This is a genomic window from Aureliella helgolandensis, from assembly GCF_007752135.1.
Taxonomy (GTDB): Bacteria; Planctomycetota; Planctomycetia; order Pirellulales; family Pirellulaceae; genus Aureliella; species Aureliella helgolandensis.
Map to the genome: position 1 here is coordinate 5567431 of NZ_CP036298.1, position 21676 is coordinate 5589106.

Here is a 21676-nt window from a genome sequence, read left to right on the forward strand (position 1 = left end):
AGCGGCAGAACGGTTAAATTCACGGGGAACGCGCGGGAGAATTTCCACCGCCCAAATAGCGGATCGCGTTCTCCCGTGCAATTTTTGGTTCTGCCAAATTTGGTGAGGCAGGTTTCGTACTTGGGCCAGAATGAATTTCTGTCGCTAAACTGCAACGACGCGTTGGCGCTCTCGTATTGGATCATGTGGCCAGCATGCGACGTAGCACATACTCATGCCGATCCGGCCACCTTGCGCAATTGAAATCGCGATCCCGCATGTATACTTTTCAGCGCCATTCGGAAAGCGTCCGTCCAGGAAGAACGAAAGACGGCCTTCAATTGCGTCTAGGTCGAATTTCACAAGTTTGTCAGTGACAATTTTGGATTCGGAGAGCTCACAACTGTAGATCCGAATCAGCTGTCCAGGAACAATTCGAAAACTCATTCGAGGTCGATGGTCACGTCGAGACGCCGCGCAAAGCATGCCCATTCCCCAATACCCCGCAATATCATTGTTCCGCGAGCAGAGGTATTCGCATAGCGAACGAGCAAGCGAATTCATTTGGCGTCGTTTCATAGTCGCATGGCAGAACGAATAGCAATCTATCCCAACTGGGAGCGCAGCGAGCACGGGGGGATAGATTGTCCGTTGAGCTGAGACGCTTCGCTCGACAGGTCCTATGCGGATAGTATTGAGCTGGCGTCAGATGCGAGTCAGTTTAGCCTAGTCAGAGATGGCTTGGCAAGCAGTTTGTTGAACAGAATGGAAACGCATCGAGAGGCGGATAGGTATCAGGAGGCCTTGCAGTTGAACCGCCCAGCCCGGAGAAAGGGTTCTCGACGCTCCCATGACGCGATTCTCAATTTGCCTTCCAGCATGCACAAACCTTGGGCAGGAGCCGACAGCAACCGAATTTCGGGGCTCAATACCGTTCAGGGCAGGGTAGCTAACCCATGCCTTTCATCCTCGCTTCCTTTCTTGGCTACACATCAACCGACGATTTCGGCACGGTGCCTTGTACCTCGGTTGCAAGCCTAGATACTGAGCCTGTGGCTAACAGCTACTCAGGCGGGAGTTACACCCGCTAGTCATTCAAACATCTCCAGTTCGATTCGTGCATCGTCTGGTTCGCCGCTGTGTCCGCTTCAATCAGCTTTGGTCTTGAGCGCTTCATCGATCACACGGCTGAACATGACCACCTGCAACCGCGTCATCCTCTCCATGACTTCTTCTTCGGAAGCGTCTTTGTCAATCGGCCAAGGAAGTCCGGCAGATTTTGCAAGCGTTTCCATTTCATGCATGAAGAGGGCCCGATCTGTTGGGAAGTCACCACTGTTGAACGCGACCGTTCCGTTACGATTTACGACAACAACGCTTGGATAACCTTGAATCGCATAGCGTTGAACGGTTTCGCCAGTCACGATCTCGTCCCCGGCATCCAAACCCACGATGGTTTCCCATTCCTGTTGTTTTAGCAGTCGCTTCACAAGGGTCATGTCAGTTCCGGCGGTGTGTATCCCCAAGAACACAACATCGCCGTACTTATAACGATCATGCAATTCCTTCATGGCGGGAATGGCATGGATACATGGGCCGCACCAAACACCCCAGAAATCCAGCACAACAACCTTGCCACGAAAATCTGAGAGTTTTCGATCCTTGCCGTCCGACCATTTCATGATCGTCCATTCGGGAGCGGCAGTCCCGGCCGCAAGGGCCGGTTTTCGCTCTGGCTGATTCGCGGACGGGGCGGATGTGTCGCGTAGTTTCAGAATGACCAGTTCGTTCTCGCCCGTATCAAGTGGGACCTTTGTCGAAGTGCTGAGAGTGCCAAATTGTGCCGAGATTCGCATCAGACCGGAAGCGAGATCGGTCAAGAGGCATTCACCATCGGGACCCGTACGAGCGATACGCGTGCGTGAGGCTTGGTCGTTAAGCGGTTCAACGACGGCACCGTGAAGTGGTGTACCGCCTGGCCCAACGACGCGGACGCGAACTGAACAGCCGGGCTTCAAGGTGATAGGATCAACCTGTGCGATGCCATTCGCCCCAACCGTTACGAGAGTCGGTTTCGTGTCCATGCCGCCGAATCCCTCGCGAGTAATAATTAGTCCAACCTTTTGATCTGCACTTAGCTTGGGGGCGTCCACCGAGAACTGACCATTGCTGTCCGTCGTTGCTTTAATATTAATATTCCTGCTCCCGCTTCCGCCTTCCGAATAAAACCCCACCGTGACAGTTGCGCCTTGAATAGGGTCAGTATTTGCGGCGACGACCCGTCCGTGAAGTTGCGGCGACTCGTCGTCCGACCTAGCGGCATCAACGTTGATCACGACAATTAATTGCCCGTCGCGTACCAACGCTGCACAGTTTTTCAACGTGGCCGTACGGCTGCTGGAATCTTGCACAACAACGGTCCCGTCATCTTGGCGTTTGCCCTCCGACACGACGTTGCGGGGATCAAACCCTTCCTCGAACTCGGCCACCATTCCGTCAGGTACAACGAGTTTCCGTTTTTCGTCTCCACAATGCACATTGAACTTTCCCGTAAGCTGTAGCATCGTGACAGTGCCGGTGCCTTTTTCGTTGAGTTCGCAGTAGCCGCTTATGTATTCATTGCCCTTCTGTTGTCCGAGCGAAACGAATGTCTTTGGCACAGCCGATAGTGTGTCGGGATACCGAACGATGAACTCGATAGGTGAGCCTTTGCGGACTTGGTAGTTCTTCGTAAAGACGGGACGAACATCAGTTGTCGCGAAAACTTGTGTCGCATTGGTTTCCACAGAGCAATAACCCGGAGGGGGCACCAGTTGCCACGCCCAGCCGTGGCCTGCGGGTACTTCAATGGAGTAACGACCAGCATCGTCCGTTGATGATTTGCGAATCCGTTGCGAGGGTTCCGATTCGGACGTGATCAGAACTTGGACGGTCGTGTTCGCCACAGGCTTCTGGGTGTCCGCATCGGTGACAACGCCATCCATGCGATAATGCGACTGTGCCCAAGCTGGGACGTTGGAAACCAGCATGCAAATCGACATCGTGAGTAGCAGGCAACCATACCGTCGCATGACGAGGTCTCCGTTGGAAAAACTAGAAGGTTGCGTGAGCGGCGAACGGCGGTGTTCACGCCGTTCCGGGACATGACATTTTGTGCAAAGTAAAGCGGCCTCCGGAACTGGCGTGCAATGCGTGGTTCGTCCGTCTCTTAACGTCGATCAGTTGCCGCGCTGCCGCTGGCCGACAGATTTTTCGGCTTATTTCGACGGTCCCAAAATTTTGTCATAAGCAAGGATATGATTGTTTGCAGTGCTAAGGCGAAAACCACAATAGAAACGATTACGTACGCAGCTGAAAATTCGCGCAAACTCAGGAATGCACAATAGAACAAGCTAAGCGTTAGTGGAACGCCGAGCAAGAGGTACGGCAACCGTTTCGAGGTTTGAATCTCAAAAACACTTCCGAAGTAGGATTGAATCATACCGAATGAAAACAGAGTACCGCCCAATGCAAACAATAATCCCAAACGATCCAAATACAGTCCGAGACCGCTAAGCAGGCAACCAGTCCAAATTACTGACTGACCGATTGCAGAGTTCTTCGTCATTGCGGGCATGTGAATATCTTCAAAGGACGAACGGCACGCATCACGGGGTGGCGGAAGTTGATGTTGATTTCAAAACCGACTGGCCACCGCCACTCCCGTGCATGCGTTGGTTCCGTCGGCTTTTGTGTCCAGATTTGACGTTAACGAATGCGTTCCAGAGCAAGGTCAACGTCCTCTTTAAGTGTATCCGATATGCTCGGATCTTTTGCAAGCAATTCGAGAGCCCGGACAGCCGCAGTCGCATCGGAACCGAGTTTCGCAAGAGCATGTACGGCCGAACTCGCAGGTTGATCAAAAATTCCATCGTGTTTTTCAAGTGCACGAATATACGCAGCGATCACTCGCGGTTCGGATATACCACGTGAACTGAATTTCTTAATGACGGTCTCGACGACCAATTCGTCCTCATCTTCCATCAAAGGAATGGAACGTGACACTGCGGTATCGGGGGCAATCGCAAAGAAGGCATCTACCAGTTCCCAACGTATCTGTGCAGAAGCGTGTTTTTTCGCACGTTCGAGTGAATCAAGAAGTCCACGAGCAGGAGGACCAAGTTGCGCAATTGCCTCTGGGGCATCATTTTGGACGAATTCGCGATCCATGTCGTCGAGCAAAAGCTGCCCCAACAAGTCCATCGCTTCCGGCGGGGGAGATTCCGATATCTTGCAAATAGCAGTGGCTGACCAAATCCGCACGTTTTTATTGTGATCTGGCCCGATTAGAGTTTTCAATTTCGGTATTGCGTCCGAGGCATCCGGACCGGTTTTTGCCAGAAGGCGAGCCGCGCGCCCTCGTAACTTCTCGGGCAACATGAAATCTCGTGAGACCGCGATGTAGACATCAGAATCATCGTCGAGCAGTTTGATGACTTCGGGTATGACAGGGTCAATGAGTTTAGACCGTTTGTCCAGTGCGTCCAGAACAGTCCATTTTACCATTGGATCTGGGTCCAGTAGTAGTTTTCCAAACTTGAGCACGGATTCTTCGGTGTGATCTGCCACGGCGTCCAATGCCGAAATCGCTCGCGAACGCAGGTACACATCGTCGCTGGTACAGAATGGCAGGATCATTTCGTATGCACGACGATCCGGTTTGCCAATTCGAGAGACAGCTTCGAGTGCTTTTGCTCGCGTACGGTCTGTCTCTAGCTTGGGCAACTCCTTCAAAATCGACGTGGCTGCCGCTGGAGGTAAGTCGAGCAATTTGAACCAAGCTCGTTCACTCACCGTTTCGCGACCAATGATGTGTTCGACCACAGTTCGCTCATCATTCAAGAGGAGCGTGAGTTGCCGTGCAATCTCTGACTGGGCAAGTGTGTCGTTGGGTAATGACGATATTGCGGTGGCGATATCTTGTGCACTGCCGGACTTCAGCGAAGCAAGCGGATTCCCCGTTTCCGTTTCCTGTGCGGTAACGTGGTCACACAACAACAAGCCGATCGTGAGCAGGACTGTCGGGGCGTATGCGTGCATGTTGGTCAAGACCATTTGGACGAATGCTTGGATGCCCGGCGTGACGCTTTGCCGACGGAACGGTGAGGATCACGTTGTTCCGGGGCGTGAGGTATTAGCAAACTAAGCTCGCACCGGAACTGGCGGCGAGTAGTTTGGAATCTCTCAAGTTTAGGTCGAGGTTTGTGTTCGCTGTTTCCACGAGTTTCCTCCACGTGGTGCCACAATATTACGACCGTGCTTAATTGATGATCCGCACCCTCTCAGAACCGGACGTGCGCAGTTAACGCATCCGGCTCCCAGCTATCACTTGTCTACCGATTCATTGTAGCAGCTAGTTGACGTCCACGGGCAATCAAATCCGTTAACCGTCGAGGTTCCGCCAGTGGATTGCGAGCCAAGTACTGTGCAAACGTTTTACGACTGATGCGGCCTTTCTGACTGCGTCGGCAGATCCAGCGGTAGGCGAATCGCTTGGCCGCTTGGCGGTACTTTACCAGGTACGGCCAATTGTCATTGATCCCGTAGTATTGGTAATGACCGCAGAGCTTGCGGTTGAGCGTCCGCCAGACCTCGGTGATCGGCTGAGTCAGATTGTGGCGTAGCCAGTCTTTGAGCGCTAGGTACTTAGCCCGTAGTTTCTTGGTGGCGGTTTTCCTCTTGAGTTTGAATTTGCCCGAGCGACTGTGGCCGCAGTAATGAGTGAAGCCGAGAAAGTCGAAGACCCCAGGTCGCCCACCGTTGCCGTAGCGCTTACTGTCGCGCTCGGCGAAGCGGCCAAACCTGATCAATTGCGACTTGTCCTCAGCTAACTCTAACGAGAATCGAGCCAAACGTTTCTTGAGCACCTCTAGGAATCGGCGTGCATCGTCCTCACGCTCAAACCAGCAGATAAAATCATCAGCATATCGCACAATGTGCGATTCGCCGCTGAGACGTGGTTGCACATCGCGGACGAACCATTGGTCCAATACGTAATGTAGATACACGTTAGCCAGTAAGGGACTGAGAACTGAGCCTTGCGCGACTCCGTCGTCTGTGTCATGACGCCGGTTGTCGATCATCACACCCGCCTTGAGAAAGCGTTGGATTAGCCACAACATGCGAGGATCGGAGACACGCTGCTGAACTAACTCGATGAGTTGCTCATGACAGACGTTGTCGAAGAACCCTTTAATGTCCGCGTCAGAAATCCAGTTCACTTTCTTAGTGGCGATGTCTGTGCCAAGCACACTCAATGCATCGTGGCACGACTTGCCCGGACGGAATCCGAACGAGAAGGCATAGAAATCCTTCTCGTATATCCGTTCCAGGATCATCACGACGGCTCGTTGGACGAGTTTGTCTTCCACGCATGCGATACCCAGCGGTCGCGTTTTGCCATTCCCTTTCGGGATCTCTCTACGCAGACTTGGGTGGGGACGATAGCTTTGACGGTGAAGCCGGGTTGCGAGATCCTCAAGATTGCTCTCCAGGTTGGCCTCGTATTGCTCCCATGTCTGACCATCGACTCCCGGTGCTTTGCCTCGTTCGAGTTTGTGGAACGCGTGTCGAAGTAAGGTCACGTCGAGCATCGAGAAAAGGTTGTTAAATGCCTCTTCAGGATGGCGTTCCGCTCGTTCGGAGATGCGAATCAGTCGACTTATCACATCGGTTCCCGCTCTGAGTTGGGGATGTGTTCGACTGGGATCGCGTGATAGCTTAGCCGCCTTCCCTCCACTGGCATTACCCAGCTTCGTTTCACGCACTCGGTCTGTGCGCTGCTGTGGTACTATTCGGCTATCCGACTTCCCAGCGTCATTTGCAAGCCTCTCCTCTTCGGATTGGGGATGCATACTCGCAGCGGCGTGATTGGTCTTCACGTCAAACAAGAACAGTTGGGATCTCACTGGTTGCTTTGATGACATAATGTGAAACGCGAATGGGCGTTCGACCCCGGGTCTCCAAACAACGCTCGCCATGACGCGGTGTTCGGTATTGCCTTCCAGTATGCACACACCTTGGGCAGAATCCGACAGTTACAATAATTTCGGGGCTCAGTACCATTCAGGGCTGGATAGCTAGTCCATACCTTTCATCCTCGCTTCCTTTCTGTGTACGCTTCAACTTGCCTGTTACCAGACAACCTGCAACACTCGATACTGGGCTCGTGGCTAGCGGCTACCCAGGTGGGAGTTACACCCACTTGTCGTCAACTCATTTCCAGTACGCACGTGCATACGCGTTGTTATCCGTCAGTCCCCGCCATTAGGAACCGGAGTGCTGGTTTCGCCAAGCGGCTGTCAGGATACAGCTCTAGGCACTGCTGGTAGAGTTGGATGGCCCGTTCTCGGTCTCCGGCCAAAGCCATGTTTGTAGCCATGTTTGCCAGCATAATCTCACGCCAGTCCATTCCGGAGTAGTCCAGCATGCTGATTGCTCGGTACCGATCCGCCCACCGGCGATCGGAAAAATACTGGTAACCAGCTTCAAACATTGCAGCTGCCTCGCGGTATCGCTCTTCCGCCATGAGCCTCAGTCCTGCCTTCTGGAAGGACTTCGCTCGTCGCTGCAAAAGCACCTTCAGGACGAAGTACATCATGGTCGCGGCAACCAGTCCGGGAAGACCGGCGAAATACGCACCGGCTCCCTGCAGCGAAAATAAAACTGCCAGAACGCTACAGAGACGCCACCAAGACGAAGTCCGAGCTACAAGCGGTTTCGTCAATGAATAGTCACTTTCGTTTTGAGACGGACAACGCCCCGCGTCACCGGGGCCCGTGAGTTTAGCATCCATTCGTGAAACCGACCAACGGGCCTCCGCGTGCACGCGATGGTTATCCGCATTTTGCGTTCAATTTCGAGTACCCGTTCGTCAAGATTGCGGCGTGGGCCACCGCCCTTTGACTGCAATGTAGGCGGACGCAATGCACATAGCGACGTAGTAGCAGCGTGCCTTGTTGCCGATATTGTCATTCGGGTTCACATAAGTGGCAATAAGCACCCATGTCATTGCTATGAACGTAAGCACGCCCAGCAGTCTAATTGCTACGGTCCGAAGAGGAGGGTCAAGACACGCAACACCAACGAGCGCGGGATACACTGCGGTAGCGGCAAGGACCAACCATTGCCGCAATGGTCCACCAGAGTAGGCGAGATACGTTGCCAAAATCAATAGCATGGTGGCAAAGCACTCAGACACCACTCCAGCGATCAACGCTAATGACCGTCTCAAAACATCAACCTAAAGAACGAATGAAATCATCGTATCGGATAACGACCAAATTCATCGAGTGCGAGGAGGTGACTCAACGCGAGTTAAAACGTCTGCCCGAGCACTTCGATGCAATTTCCTGTTCTGCGCTTCTTTTCATTTTACTTTGCAGCGAGCAAGTCAAGAATCATCATAAAGCCGAAAAATAGTATCGGTGAAATGACGCTCGCGATCAAGCCCGTTGTAGTTGCTCGACGCCACCGCAACGCAGTTTTCGGAACCAGAAAGCGAGCTATCAAGAACAAAATGGTACTTATTGGAAAAAGCCAGAATAGCAACCAAGCTATCGTTACGAGAAATTTCTGCACGAACCCCACTCGGATTCGGAATTCTTTTGTTATCGCGTCGGCCGACAAAAGTTGTAACTCGTCAACACCGGCTTGTGTCGTAAATATTGTCCCACAACCCGGGCATTTAACGACGGTCTCCTGTGTTACCCATACTGGAATAAGACCGTAAAGCTTGTCCACAGTCCTCACGCGCAAAGCATCGGTCTGATTTGTCGATTGACAATGCGAACATTGAAGCGCTATCTCTGCGGTGTCGATCACCTCGCGACTCTGAACGATTGATACCATGGGAGGGTGTAGTCCGATCGGGGATTTTCAACGATTTCAAAGCAGAACGTTTGGCATAACCGGGCCGCCGCAGTTGATGCTCCATTTGAAAACGCGCGATCGGCGACTCCGCGTTCATGCCATGGTTACGCCGTTGTCTCAATTGGCTGACCAACGAGGTTGATCGGTAAGTTTCCAAGTATACCCAACGAACAAGATCAAGTGCGCCCGCCCACCGTATCCCACGGTATCCGTCATCCATGCGTAGTCGAACACGCAAACGAGCGGACATGGGACGGAAGGTTGCCCGACATAGCACCAGGGCGAATTGAGTTGTTCGGGGCGGTTGAGCGCAACTGGGTCAATTGAGAGTTGTCGCACCGCTCCTTCGGATTCCGAAAGCGATGTGGTCATTCGTGTGAGCGTGGCTTCAGAGACATTTCGAGAATGAGCGAATGTGGTTGCCCATACGAGTGCGTAACCAAACGCGCAAGCGATTGCTGTCGTCCTGCGATTCTCGAGCAAACGATAGCACGATGCAATGACAGAAAGATTGATTAACGCGTAGACCAGCCCAAAGAATCCAGCGGAAGCTACGGCCGCGAGCACAGCCGCGATGCAAAACGTCGAAAGGAGAAGCGTTCGCAGGGTGATGCTCATTTTCGCGTTTCAATTGAGTGCATTCACGAAGGCGTAACGGTCGGATTAACGCGGTTCCGTCACATGACATTGAACCGCAAAGTGTACGAGCCAACGGAAAAAGTGTACGAGCCAACGGAACTCGCGTTCAATCCTTGGTTCGTCAGGCTTTCTGGTAGCGGCGAGCTTGCACCGAAGGAAGTGATGTTCCAAGTGAGTTTATCAGCTATCGAAGTTCACGGCAACAGATTTGTAAACGCATAGTAGCACCGACTTGCTCGATCATGTCCATGGCATGCCTTCGTTTTGATACGTTGAAGTTATCGAGTCGCCATCGTATACAACATATGTAATAGCACGAACGCCCAAAATAGACCCACGGTCAATCCGCAATATCCCCACAGCCGAAGAACGAACGCAACGGACCGATTGTTTTCTATTTCCAATTGCGTTCCATTCTGCTTGCAAGTGAAGATCGCTGTGAACATCACCAACAACGGCATCACAAACGCCAGTCCGTGCAGAACTACGAAACAAAAGTAGGGTCCGCTATATGGGATCATCGCAATCGCGAAAACGAAGCCCACAAAAGTGGTCAACTCGAGCACAGCTTGCACAGAAAATCGCATGTTGCCTTCGATGAGCTGTTCCTGCCTGACGAACGACTAAGTTCACCGGGCACGCGGCCCAATGCGAGAAAACGTTGAACAACAAACAAGCGTAAACGAAGGTGAAGACGTTGAAAAGCCGAAAGACGAGCGTGCTCCGGCGCCACGCCTTGTTATCCGACAATTTCGATTTAGTTTGGCGCTACGCCATCATCGAAAATTATTCGGGGCGGATCCTGATCAAACCAACAGTTGCTGCGCGCTCATCCGTTGCCAACGAATCAATCAACGAGGAACCAACCCAAGAATTTAGGTTTTCTACGCTTTCGGCGCATTTAAGTCTTGCGACATGAACGTCAACACTTGGATCAGTGTTGATCCAAAAGCTGATGCAGCCCAAGTCTGGATGCGATTCAACCGACACGGCACGATTATTGCCAATTAATGTTCGATAGAATTTCGAAAGCTCGGATTCCCATCTACGGAAGATTGGGAAATCGAGCGTTGAAGCAAAGACAATCGCATTTGTCGCTTCGGCCCATTCATATTCCAACGGCCTAACATCAAACGCATCTTGCGGCAAGTATTTCTTGATCTCGCTTGTCGCAGCGTATTTCATGGGTCTAGTCGGATAACGCCACGCGTCACCCGGTACGCGCGAGAGATTTACAGATGCAAGACCGCCCGACTCGCGTACTCGGGTGCACGCGCTTGCTACACGCCATTTGGTACAGTGTTTCGGTTGGCGAACAAGACTGACAGTATACACAGTATGATGACACCAAGCGGGCCAAGCAACAGTCCAATCGTGTACGACACACTAAGTGCCGTGAAAATACGACGTCGCTTGTGTTTTATGGATCTACCGGACTTGTAGCCCAGCGCCACGTTCGCGCCTGCAAATATGACTGCGATTGCAACGAATACCGGACCCGTTGAGAGCCAGTTCGGCACGGCAAGCGATCCAGCGATGAGCGTGCAGACGGTGATAAGCGTCCATCGACGCATTTGGTCAAGGCTGGACGTCCAAACGACGCCAGCGAGAAAGCACGGAAGTGCAAAGGCTATCGCCAGAATGTTTGAGAAGATGTCCGCCGGTGTTGCAAGCATGGCGCCAAGTATTGCGGTAGGCAACCAGACCCAAATGTAAAGCAATCGATTCGTTTGGGTCGGCGATTTAGTGGCGTATTCATTGCGTGGCGGTGCATACGGGTTCGTCAATCGATTACGGTCTCTTCAGTCGGGTAACGGCGGCGATAACCGAGTCGCGGGAGTTGATTGTCCATTGCGAAATCGCCCGGCTCCGCGACTTCGGTTGATCGCTTGGTTCGTCCGTTGCCTTTCTGGCAATCCGCTATGCATTAATGTTTGACTGACAGCATGTCGGGCTCATATGTCGTTTCCGGACCAAGTTGAATGTTGACGTCGTTGTCGACAAACTTCGGCTTGAACCTACCCAAATACCAGAATCGCATTCCATCAGGATCTGGCTTGTAAAGCTTGATCCAGTCGGTACCCGCAGGGAATTCGAGCGTGAAGGAACCAGCGTCGGAAGTGGTGGTTTTGGGCGAATTGCCATCGTTAGCCGATACGATGATTCCTGATGCGTCTTTGCCTCTAGATAGTGTTACGCGACCGTTAAGCACTTGCGTGCCGTTCTGTTGCGTATCCCCACTTCCATTTTCGATGGCAGTTATTGGAAGCACGAAATCGTCGATCGATTTTTCGATAAACAGCTTAATTGACTTCTCCGTCCACAATAGCGTATCAATCTTGCCAGCATCCAAATCGAATCGATTAGACGCAATTCGTATTTCATAGACCTCAGGCGGGAGGCCTTCGATACGAAAGGAGCCATCGCTTGAAACTGGCACTCTAATCAGATCCCAAGCAGGGGCCCGCCCGAGAGAAAGGACTAAATCCCCAAGCGACTGTTGATCGCTCGTCTCCAGTCGGCCGCTAAGCGAAACCGGGGCAACTGTGGTCAAGTCGCCGATGTGCAGTGTCCTGCCATTCGGCGGCGTAACGAACTTTTGAGTCATGATAATTTCATCGGAGTCTGATCGGTCCCCTTCGCCAACAACGGTATAGACGCAGTACTCTTGTTCTGCAAATAGATTTTTGAATTCGAATCTTCCTTCAGTGTCGGCAGTCATTGGTACTGCTGTCCGAAAAAGCTTTTCGCCTTTGTAAGAATGGTCAATCTGCGCCACGAAGACGGTCATTCCCTGAACGGCCTGACCGTTGCTTGTGACGCGCCCGGTAATGTGAGCGCCTTCCAAAAGTTCGAAAGATTTTCGATCCGAGTCGGAATTGAGATCGATGAATCTCCTGCTCGACAATCCCTCCGCTGATATCTCTACATCGACGCCAAACACACCATCGACGAGGTCAATCTCGAAGTATCCATTCACGTCGGTTATGGCCGGACCGCCCCCTTTCGAAGAGGATGATCGAAGACCTTGCTTGTCAATCGTGTTTGCAGGAGTCACAAGAGCACCCTGGATAGGAATTCCAGTTTCATTCTCGACCGTTCCAGAAACGACTCGTTGAGGGTCCACGGTGGCGGGCCGTTCTCGCAGAGTCAAATCGTGATTTGTTCCTCGGGGTGCAATGAGTTCCGTTTGTGCGGTCTTGTACCCAGCGGCTGAAACGACGATCCGAAACTCAAGCCTAGGATCAAGATCAGCGATTTTGAATTGTCCTGCCTCGTTGGTCGTCGTCCACTTTTGGCAATCCAGATAACAACTTGGGCAAAAGATTGCTGGCCCCGATATTGGGGCGGCCGTGGAGATGTCGACTCGGGCGTTAGGGATCGGCTCTCCTTTTTCGTTCGATACAGTGCCTTGAATCACATTCAGGACATTTCCCTGGCCTAACGCGGTGCAAGAGCAAAATGCGGTCATCAGGCATGCTAAGGCCAAACGGGCAGACCAGACTTTCGACAAGGCTAAATCGGGCATTGCAATGAGGCTTTGAATTCAAGGCGGAACGCGCGTTTGCGTGCGACGCTGATCATCTACGGACGAACGGCGGCGGTAACGGGGCCGCCGCCAATAAACTTTGATTTCAAAATTCGCGTCATCGGCGGCTCCCGTTCACCGATGTCGATGAAAGAGTTGTATTTGAAAAAACGGTTCTCCGAGACAGTGGGAGCCGAGCAATCGTCTCTCGCTTACGCGAGAATTGACACTCAAATTAAACTACGTCCCTCTCGGAGAACCTCGCCATGTTATACCTGGGAATTGACCAGCACGCAAAGCAACTTACTGTTTCCCTGCGAAATGAGGCCGGAGACATTATCCTCCGTCGGCAGGTCTCGACGGAACCCGAACGCTGTCTTGAATTCCTAACGAAGCTCAACGAAAAGGCTGGCGAAGATGGTTACATCGCTATCGTCGAAGTCTGTGGTTTCAACGACTGGTTGCTTAAACTCTTACCACAGCACGGTTGCGTACAATCCATCCTCATTCAGCCTACCAAGAAGCCCAAGATCAAGACCGATCGTCGCGACGCTCACTCCCTGTCGGAACTGCTTTGGGTGAACCAGCATCGTTTGCGTAAAGGCGAACCTGTGCGGGGCGTGCGGCAAGTCGTACTGCCCTCTCTCCATCATGCAGGGAGCCAACGAGTCACCCTGCTACGGCAGCAAGCGGGACGGGCGCGAACACGCACAACCAATTGCATCAAACACATCCTTCGCAAACACAATCTGCAGTGGCAAATGCCGACCAAGACCTTTCCCAGTGTACGAGCAATCGCGTGGCTCAAAGTAGTGAAACTTCCCAACTGTGATCGCGTCGAAATGGACTGGCACCTCGAAGAGCTCGAACGTTTCACACGACGCATGGAATCACTCGAAACGCAGATCGTCCAGCGCTGTGTTGGGGATCCCATGATTGATCTCATCCGCACTATCCCTGGCTGTGGCTACTACAGCGCGTTATCGCTGGTCTGCCGTGTAGGTGATCCGCAACGCTTCCCCAAGGGGAAGAGCCTGGCTCACTATTGGGGGCTCACACCTGGGGTCAATGACAGTGGCGAAGGTACTGGAAGGCGAGGGCGAATCACTAAGACGGGTAGCACAATGGCGCGTTGGATCCTCGCTCAAATCACGCTTCACTGCCTGCGACACGATCCCGTAATGAAGTCCTGGTACAAGCCGATTCGCAATCGTCGTGGTAGCAAGATCGCTCGCGTTGCGGTGATGCGAAAACTAGCTGTTATCATCCGGAACATGCTAGTACACCAGCAACCCTATTTCGAGTGCCGCGATGCCATGCTTGCGCGTCGCAGAAACCAAATGGCGATCAAGTCGCCAGCAGTTTAGTACCCCCTTTTAGTGAAGCCCTTCGAGGAGAATACGCCTATAGAAACTGTCTTTGTGTGATGTGCATTCGCCCCCGTCTCGGTTCAATGACCCTCTAGTCATTGCTTACCAACGGAGTCGGCTCACCCAGGTCGTTCGCCCGGAACCATGCGTAGATGCCACCTCGTTGCCGCCAGGCAGCCTGATAGTCGGCACGCTTCATTGATTAGGAGCCACAGACTTGGGAGTGAGCGGAATCGAATCCGATAAATAGTGCTTGGCCAATTGAGCCAAGGCACCGTGACACGCTCACGGTGGGACCCCACGAAGGAATGTATCGAGGTGCAATCGCATACGAAAAGAACGATCTGCAAATAGCCCGACTAAGAGATCCATCCATCGACGCAAGACACAGAAACTCAACAATCAACCATAGCCCAGTCGCCGACTCTAAATCGAAGCATCCCGACCGAGGTGCAGCTACCGCTCCCGACTCGATTCACGAAATTTCCACAAAATCAACGATTACCGCTTAACTCTTTCAGGAACGCTTGGTTCTCTGGCTGTCAATACGAATGTAGCAGATCAGACAGGGATGGTGGGAAGCCAGAGATGTCGCGGACGTATAAAAGAACGCCACCTGCTGCAGTGCTAGCGAGTACGATTCCAGTCATTCCGATTGCTTTCGCTTTTCGATTAACCGCGGTGGAAGTGAGGGTTCTGTAAGAAAGAAAAACACCGATTGCGTACACTTCGATCCAATTTAGAAAAATCCAAGCGATCGCATACGGCTCAAGAAATTCACCAGGAACATAGCCGTTGAGCATGCACGCCACGACGTAAGGTAGTAGCCAGAAGACAACAAGCAAAGAGAGTAACAACCATCGTTCGTGCTTTGTCACAATGTCTAACCGCTTCGTCGCTGGTGTTTAGTGGAGCATAGTCGAGCCAGAGAACAACATAGTTATCCCCGAAGAGCTTCGGGGGTATTGGTTCATTTTATGGAATATCACTCGGGAGATCTGGGTGAGTGACGAATATCAATCGGGCAGTCAAAAGTTGCTGTGGGTACCCAGTTGATCCATTGAGTTCAACGGCTGCGTTCAGCCAGTTCCGGGGGGCAATGTAGCACAGGTACCGGAACTCGATTGCCCCCGTGAATCTCAATCCTAGGCGTCCACTGTTTGGGATTCTGGCTCCAGCGAGGGCAAATATTCAAAGACCGCAAGTCTGACTCAATCTGTCTCTCTGGCTCGTTGCTATTACACCTAGACTTCGTTCCCCTCGGTGACCAGTGGGCAACCGCTTCGAATTGATTTGCAGCCAATACGTTTGAATCCGAGTAGCAGTTGTTTAACTCGGTCACTGGTATTTTCGCGGGTGACCGTCCGCATCTCCCCAAGCTGCTCTCAATTATCCACATCCTCGAACGCGATTCCATCGGGATGCAGCAGTCGGAGTCCTGAAAACCCAAAGTAGCCTACCAGCGGGTGGTGTCCAGATTTCAGCCTACCGGCAGCTACATCACCTGGGCGACGCTGGACGCACCGTTCCGTCCACTGCATTACCAACCACTTTGCTCCGCAAAGCCCGCTGGCCAGCATCACCAACGCAGCGACCTTCGGGCACCGTCACATCTCTCAGGAAAACCTGCTGGATTCCTGCCAAATCCAGCAAGAATTGGCTTGCTGCGGTTCAAACCTCATGGCTCCATGTGTGTTGCACGAATTAATTTCCATTCCCCCACCACACGGAGACGCGCATGCCCAACAACCGCCAACAGAATAACCGACTGCAACCTGAGGCTGCTTACGAAAACTCGCACCTCGTCGCCCAAGACCTCGTCGAAAGGATTCGCGAGCTGCTCTTTGACATGCCCGCGCCCGGCGTGGAAGAACACCCGATTGACTGGACGCATGTTGGTTCGATCAACGAGGTCAACAAGCGTCTCTCAAGCGTTGTCGCCTTCCTAGACGGTACGGAACACTAAGCCGAAACGCGGTATCAATCCGCGTCGCCGGTCGGTGGTTCGATCGGCCTGACGATGGCAGCCAACCACGAAATAGAATTGGGAACTACGACGATGAAGAAGGCAGATGTAAAGATTGGTGGTGTGTACGGCGCGACGGTTACTGGCAAGTGCGTCGAGGTCCGGATCGATGCCGAGAAGCCACGCGGCGGATGGGAGGCGACCAACTTGGTCACCAGCAAGAAGATCCACATCAAATCGGGGCGACGCTTGCAGCCGGTTGTGGGTTCAAAGAGTTCGGCCCAATCCACATCAAATGGCAAAGCGAAGAAGGTGGCTTCGGAACCAGCGAAGCAGGAGACAGTCGTCGCAGAAAAAGCTGCGGCCAAGAAACCACGCAAGTCTAAGGTCGAACCGGTGGTTGGCGAGAAGAAGCTGAGCTGCATAGCTGCAGCGCTGAAGGTCCTGGCCGAATCCGGGCAGCCACTCAACACCAAAGAGATGATCGAGGCCATGCAGGCTAAAGGCTACTGGTCCAGCCCGAGTGGCAAAACTCCGCACGCCACGCTGTACAGCGCGATTCTGCGGGACCTAGCTGCTGGGGATGCCGCCAAATTTGTAAAAACTGATCGAGGCCGGTTTGCAATCAGAACCTAGGTTAAACCTTCAGTGCAACCTCGCACACGCCCCACTTTCTCGCCAGTGGGTAATTCTGCATCGGTAACGCCAAGGAGCCCAATCGCCTAATCGGAGAGACTGAAATGGACAAGAACTATAGCAGGATGAGGGCATTTCCCTAGCCACCTTAGGGAAAACCGTCAGTGAAGCCTATTCGGGAGGAAGATCCGTACCACCACCTTCCACCGGTGTCGGGGGACCTAGCTCTTTGTGAACCCATGCCGTTAACAAGTTTCGACCGCGAACAGTATCGGCGGTAGTCAATCATCAACGCCCGGTCGCTTGAAACAGCTGAAAACCGAAAGCCGGGTCTGCCCCCAACCAACACAACCAAGCCCCCCTATGTGGTACTACTCTGCGTTGTAGGTACCGGACACAGTTTCTCTCCCTTTTTTCCTATTTGCTCTCAATTGGCTGCTTCTCCCATCGCTCAAAGAGTTTTTCATAGTAGCTTCGCATGTCGATTGCATGTGGGTCTGTGAAGCAACTGCGAACTTCAGCGAGAAGTTTCGCTGCACGAACTGCCTCGCCCGCTTCACCTATTCGCTTTCCCCTAAGATTTGCCACAGAAAACAGCTCTGCAGTCTTCATTTTCGTTCCCATTATGACCGTGACCTTTTCACTGCCACCATCCAATACGACGTCACCTAATTCAGCCGCTTGCACATCGAAATACCTCTGATCTTCAATAGTTGACCGAATTCGCGAAAGAGACTCTGGCTTAACCGGGAATTCACGATTTCTAGTTCCATCGCCGTCATCGATAACGAGGTTGCCAGTGCCAGCTGAGTTGATGCTCAATTGCCAGCTGCGAGCCTGAGAAAATGGCCTAATTGAGGTAACGACAATTGTCATTGCTTGATCCAGACTTCCTTCCTGACAAACGGCCTCGCCTGCAAATACTAGGTTTACCAAAGCTGTTATCGCACAACAGAAGGCTTTCATGGCTATCTTCTTTCTAGACGGACAAGACGGTACGCTCGCAAAAACTGATACCGATGATCACTTGATCTGAATCGGTTTGTTGCTTTCCTCCTTCTTCGCCTTGTCACACTCGCTGATCCAGAGTTTGCGTGCAGTGTCCTTTTCGGCCTCGACCTCCTTTATGCACGTGATGTCCGATCCGCATTCAGTAATTTTGTTGTACAAGCAACGATAATGAACGAGATACGAGTCGCACTCAGCACGTGCAAGCGTGATCTTTTCGTGGGGCCCCATTCGCTCCAGACACGAATCCTTCTTGCACTCGGGGATATGCTTATCGCGATGCAGTTCTTCGTGTTTTGTCGCACACTCCAACATTATCTTTTTCGCCTTCTCATTCTTTGGATTATGCCATCCGATCTGCCAGATACAGACCACTGCCCTGCCGTCACAGCAGATCACTCCTCCGGCATTTTGCTCGTCCAAACCATCCTTTTTTGCATCCGAACAGCACTTCTCGTCTTTTCGCGGTTCGCCCTCCGAGACCTGACCAGATGGATCGAGTTTAATGAGGCACCTGCCGTGAACATAACAATACAGGTTGGCACTATCCTCAAACCCAATTGGATCTCTGGAGCAGAATCTCACTAAGTTGAGATTATAGAGTCTAGCTCGGTAGTGATACAGCTGCAACGTGACGCGTATCGTCCCACTCGCGGCCTGTATATGCATAGCGATTGCTGTGCAAAGAGCCACTGCGAGGATGCCCTATGCATCGGTACTCCACAGGCGATGTAGGCATTATACTCTACAGTACTTGCCGCCGAACTGGTCAGTGCCGTTACACTGTATTGTTGATTTCAGTGGCAGTAGCCCCCCACACTCCCCGTCGGTTGATGTTGATATCGTAAGACTGGCTCGTTGGAAAGCGGCAAGCACCCCATTCACCGAACTCGCGAGCTACGACATCATTCTTACCGCCCCCAGAACCTACGCTGATTGGCCCTCCAGCGTTCAACGTCGATGTACGGCTTGCGCTGTGGATCGGGAGCCGGTTTGGGCTTGGGTGGTACCTGGCGGCGTTCTTCCTCAACCAGCCGGACTCCGCAGTAGTGCCCAGCGGCACAGGCATTGTACAGTGCATCGAACCAGTGGTTTTGCTTTCGCTTGCGGTCCCACTTGGCCACCATGCCCTTGCCTGAGATGAACTCCTCGGTCTTGACTTCAGCCGTCAGATGCTTGGCGAACGACAGGTGTTCCGTTGCATTGGCTTGGAAGAGTGTAATGGCTCCCACTCGGCTCGTGGGAGTACTGAGACGTTGGTGTACCCAGGTCTTCCAGTGGTCCGCATCGACCTCCGCTAGGTAGACATTGGCATTGGGCAGCCAGTTGATATGAAATCCCTCACCCAGGTGCTGAACGACAGAGCCAGTTTGCGTCTCACGATTCTGCCACTGCTGATGTTGCTGCGAGGCGCCACGCCCCACCGAGGGAATGAAGCGATTGCCTGACTCTCGATTGAATGCATACACCACATCGGTCATGTAACCAGCGTCGATGAAGCATAACTGGGGTATTAGTGTTTCACCTCCCACGACGCCAATGGGCCAGCCTGCGAGCACCATGGCTCGGAACTGTCGTAGGGCTACCATCGTTGCCTGCTCAACGCCCAGGTCGTCCGACGCCACTTCAATGCGTCCGTAGTCGACAACGTGTCCATAGGGGCCTGCAGACCAAGCTACCACAACCCAATGATTGAGGTACTTGCCCAGATCCATCGCGATGGTGAGTGTGTCCGCGTTCATGGGCACCACGCCACGAGGAACTTCAGCTACGCGGCATGCCAGCTCATGAGTTTCAATCTCGGCATCAGTCCACTTGGTGGGGACGACTGGCAAGCACCATACGAACTGGCGGCGCTCACGTTCGGCGTTGTCTTCGTCTGCGGCTCGGCTTGCTACCCATTCCTCGGACGCGATCTCTCCGGTGGTCGCGAACAGGTTGTTGACGGCCGACCAGCGGAAGCCAAGAGTTTCGGTTTCGGGATATTCACCTTCGATCTCGCCAGAGGAGTTGATGGTCTGACCGTGGTGCACGAGCCGACAGTTCCGATTGGCCTCGACTCGCTGAGGTTCACTCCAGGGTTCTTGGCACGCCGAGCAACTGAACGCTGCAGTCTTGCGAGCTTCAAGCTGAGACTCCGCTTCCTGCCAGCCAATCAACTGCTCCCGTTCAGGGCTGACCCAAGCGCCGCAGAGAGGGCAGGGGAGTACGATTTGACTCTGCGTACCACGCGTGTATTCCTGCCATGTGCGGCCCTGTTCGGTACTGACCGTACATTCCATGTAGACGCGAGCTCTGTGGCCAAAAGCTCGAGTCCGAGCGATCAGCTGCGAGATCTTGTCAGCCTCGCGACTCTTACGTCCCGACTCGTCCATCCCGTCTGTTTCGGTAATAACCACCACGCGCGATGTGAAGGCGGCCCGGCTCTTATCACCGCCACCTCCGGACATAAACCGCAGCGTGGCACCATTGCGGAACTGAAGAGACTGGACCAAGCCACCTCGACTCCCGGAGCCCTGCTTGGGAAGTTGGTCTCGATACCTGGAACGCTCGATAATGGGCAGCAGGTCTTCTCGCCACTTGTCGGCAGCCATGTCCATGTCGGGCACTCCGCATATCACCGTCTCGCCATACTCGAACAGGTGGTAGAGCAGGGGGATGACGAAGCAACTGATGCTTTTACCCGACTGGGTAGGCCCCGTGGCGACGAACCTGGACCAGCGGCCACTATCAACCTGGTCGAACCACAATCCCGTGTAGGGCTGGCGATGGACCCGAAAGCGGGTGCCAGCATAGGGACCCGAGGGAAGAACAATCTCCTCCTCTGCGAACTGGCGCATCGAGCGCATGCGGCGAGGTTTTGCCTGCTCGAGGAACCACTTCATATCCTGCAGGGCTGCTTGCTCAGTCAACAACATCGACTGGCGCCTCTGCGGAGTGGCGTTGGGTGAAGAAGCGTTCAATCTCCGACTCAGCGTCTTCGATCGCATCGTAGAGTAGCTCTGCGGCCGTATCGCCGAACTGCTTCTGCAGCGTTTCACCAGCGGCCCTGATGAGAGCGGCCGTCTTGGCCAGTGACAGCCTTACAAGGTCCCGAGGTAACAATTCCCCTTCCCGTTCTAGACGCACTAGACGGGCCAACAGGGCCCTCTCCTCGCGATACCGTTCCAGGGCTGGGCTAGCAGGTCCGCTCAGCAGGTCGTCATCATCCCTGGCCAACTTATGCTTGTTGTCGGCCAGGAAGTCGTGCAGGGCCCGGACCACCTTGGGAAGGGACACGTTCGCACCGCCAAAGGGAATTCCGTAGCGAGATGCCTGCTCGTTGAGGATCTTGGCCTGGCGACCCGACATTGAGCGCCAGTGCTTTTGCGGTATCGTTTCGTAATACTGCCAACGGAGTCGCTCCTCCTTCTGCTTCTCATGCTGCTTGACAGCCGCCTCTTCGTCGCGCGACAAGTCATCCTTCCTGCCATCCATGATCTTGCGGTAAGCGCGTGCGACGACCTCAGATTTTTCAATCGTAACATCGCGTTTACCCGAACTTGCCAAAGTTACTTACCTTCCAAGAATCGTACGTTACGTGTGAAAGTTCTCGGCTTTCTATACCGCCCAAACCTCCCAAATCCCCAGGAAGTACCT

16 protein-coding genes and 1 other RNA gene are annotated in these 21676 nt (G+C 53.2%); 4 read left to right on the top strand and 13 right to left on the bottom strand.

The window, feature by feature from the left end; genetic code table 11:
* Positions 1 to 1127 precede the first annotated feature (1127 nt).
* The 9 genes from Q31a_RS19530 to Q31a_RS19575 form a co-directional block, all read right to left on the bottom strand.
* Positions 1128 to 3050, bottom strand: coding sequence for a redoxin family protein (locus tag Q31a_RS19530; RefSeq protein WP_145081683.1), 1923 nt, complete (start codon positions 3048 to 3050; stop codon positions 1128 to 1130).
* Positions 3051 to 3187: 137 nt separating this feature from the next.
* Positions 3188 to 3586: a hypothetical protein gene (locus tag Q31a_RS19535; RefSeq protein WP_197355404.1), complete on the bottom strand. Its 399-nt coding sequence runs from the start codon at positions 3584 to 3586 to the stop codon at positions 3188 to 3190.
* Positions 3587 to 3726: 140 nt separating this feature from the next.
* Positions 3727 to 5058: a HEAT repeat domain-containing protein gene (locus Q31a_RS19540; protein WP_231690841.1), complete on the bottom strand. Its 1332-nt coding sequence runs from the start codon at positions 5056 to 5058 to the stop codon at positions 3727 to 3729.
* Positions 5059 to 5351: 293 nt separating this feature from the next.
* A complete protein-coding gene (gene ltrA, locus Q31a_RS19545; RefSeq protein ID WP_197355412.1) occupies positions 5352 to 6926 on the bottom strand; it encodes a group II intron reverse transcriptase/maturase in 1575 nt (524 codons plus the stop codon).
* 338 nt (positions 6927 to 7264) lie between these two features.
* Entirely contained in the window at positions 7265 to 7744 is a 480-nt protein-coding gene (locus Q31a_RS19550) for a tetratricopeptide repeat protein (protein WP_145081689.1), read from the bottom strand.
* Between the two features lie 1262 nt (positions 7745 to 9006).
* Positions 9007 to 9507 carry a hypothetical protein gene (locus tag Q31a_RS19555; RefSeq protein ID WP_145081692.1) on the bottom strand — a complete coding sequence of 167 codons (501 nt, stop codon included), beginning with the start codon at positions 9505 to 9507 and terminating at the stop codon, positions 9007 to 9009.
* A 299-nt stretch (positions 9508 to 9806) separates the two neighbouring features.
* Positions 9807 to 10115 (bottom strand): hypothetical protein, encoded by a 309-nt coding sequence (locus tag Q31a_RS19560; RefSeq protein ID WP_145081695.1) that lies wholly within the window; start codon positions 10113 to 10115, stop codon positions 9807 to 9809.
* Positions 10116 to 10314: 199 nt separating this feature from the next.
* Positions 10315 to 10713, bottom strand: coding sequence for a hypothetical protein (locus Q31a_RS19565; protein ID WP_145081698.1), 399 nt, complete (start codon positions 10711 to 10713; stop codon positions 10315 to 10317).
* Between the two features lie 742 nt (positions 10714 to 11455).
* On the bottom strand, positions 11456 to 13057 hold the full coding sequence (locus Q31a_RS19575; protein ID WP_145081702.1) for a carboxypeptidase-like regulatory domain-containing protein: 1602 nt from the start codon (positions 13055 to 13057) through the stop codon (positions 11456 to 11458).
* Between the two features lie 266 nt (positions 13058 to 13323).
* Between Q31a_RS19575 and Q31a_RS19580 the strand changes: the two genes are divergently transcribed.
* The 4 genes from Q31a_RS19580 to Q31a_RS19600 all read left to right on the top strand — a co-directional run bounded on the left by Q31a_RS19580 (position 13324) and on the right by Q31a_RS19600 (position 17029).
* The gene (locus Q31a_RS19580; RefSeq protein ID WP_145081704.1) at positions 13324 to 14424 is read left to right on the top strand and encodes an IS110 family RNA-guided transposase; all 1101 of its coding nucleotides are present in this window, start codon (positions 13324 to 13326) and stop codon (positions 14422 to 14424) included.
* A gap of 1741 nt (positions 14425 to 16165) precedes the next feature.
* A complete protein-coding gene (locus tag Q31a_RS19590; protein ID WP_145081710.1) occupies positions 16166 to 16393 on the top strand; it encodes a hypothetical protein in 228 nt (75 codons plus the stop codon).
* Positions 16393 to 16460, top strand: an RNA gene (locus tag Q31a_RS19595) — hammerhead ribozyme type II. Before Q31a_RS19590 ends, Q31a_RS19595 begins: the two co-directional genes overlap by 1 nt.
* 26 nt (positions 16461 to 16486) lie before the next feature.
* On the top strand, positions 16487 to 17029 hold the full coding sequence (locus Q31a_RS19600; protein WP_197355413.1) for a winged helix-turn-helix domain-containing protein: 543 nt from the start codon (positions 16487 to 16489) through the stop codon (positions 17027 to 17029).
* Positions 17030 to 17446: 417 nt separating this feature from the next.
* Here Q31a_RS19600 and Q31a_RS19605 read toward each other — a convergent pair whose 3' ends face one another.
* The 4 genes from Q31a_RS19605 to Q31a_RS19620 form a co-directional block, all read right to left on the bottom strand.
* Complete coding sequence (locus Q31a_RS19605; protein WP_145081717.1) at positions 17447 to 17995, bottom strand: hypothetical protein; 549 nt, start codon at positions 17993 to 17995, stop codon at positions 17447 to 17449.
* A gap of 57 nt (positions 17996 to 18052) precedes the next feature.
* Positions 18053 to 18706 (bottom strand): RHS repeat-associated core domain-containing protein, encoded by a 654-nt coding sequence (locus tag Q31a_RS19610; protein ID WP_145081721.1) that lies wholly within the window; start codon positions 18704 to 18706, stop codon positions 18053 to 18055.
* 242 nt (positions 18707 to 18948) lie between these two features.
* Positions 18949 to 20955: a terminase gpA endonuclease subunit gene (locus Q31a_RS19615; protein WP_197355414.1), complete on the bottom strand. Its 2007-nt coding sequence runs from the start codon at positions 20953 to 20955 to the stop codon at positions 18949 to 18951.
* On the bottom strand, positions 20942 to 21586 hold the full coding sequence (locus Q31a_RS19620) for a hypothetical protein (RefSeq protein WP_145081727.1): 645 nt from the start codon (positions 21584 to 21586) through the stop codon (positions 20942 to 20944). The genes Q31a_RS19615 and Q31a_RS19620 overlap by 14 nt, the downstream gene beginning before the upstream one ends.
* Positions 21587 to 21676 lie beyond the last annotated feature (90 nt).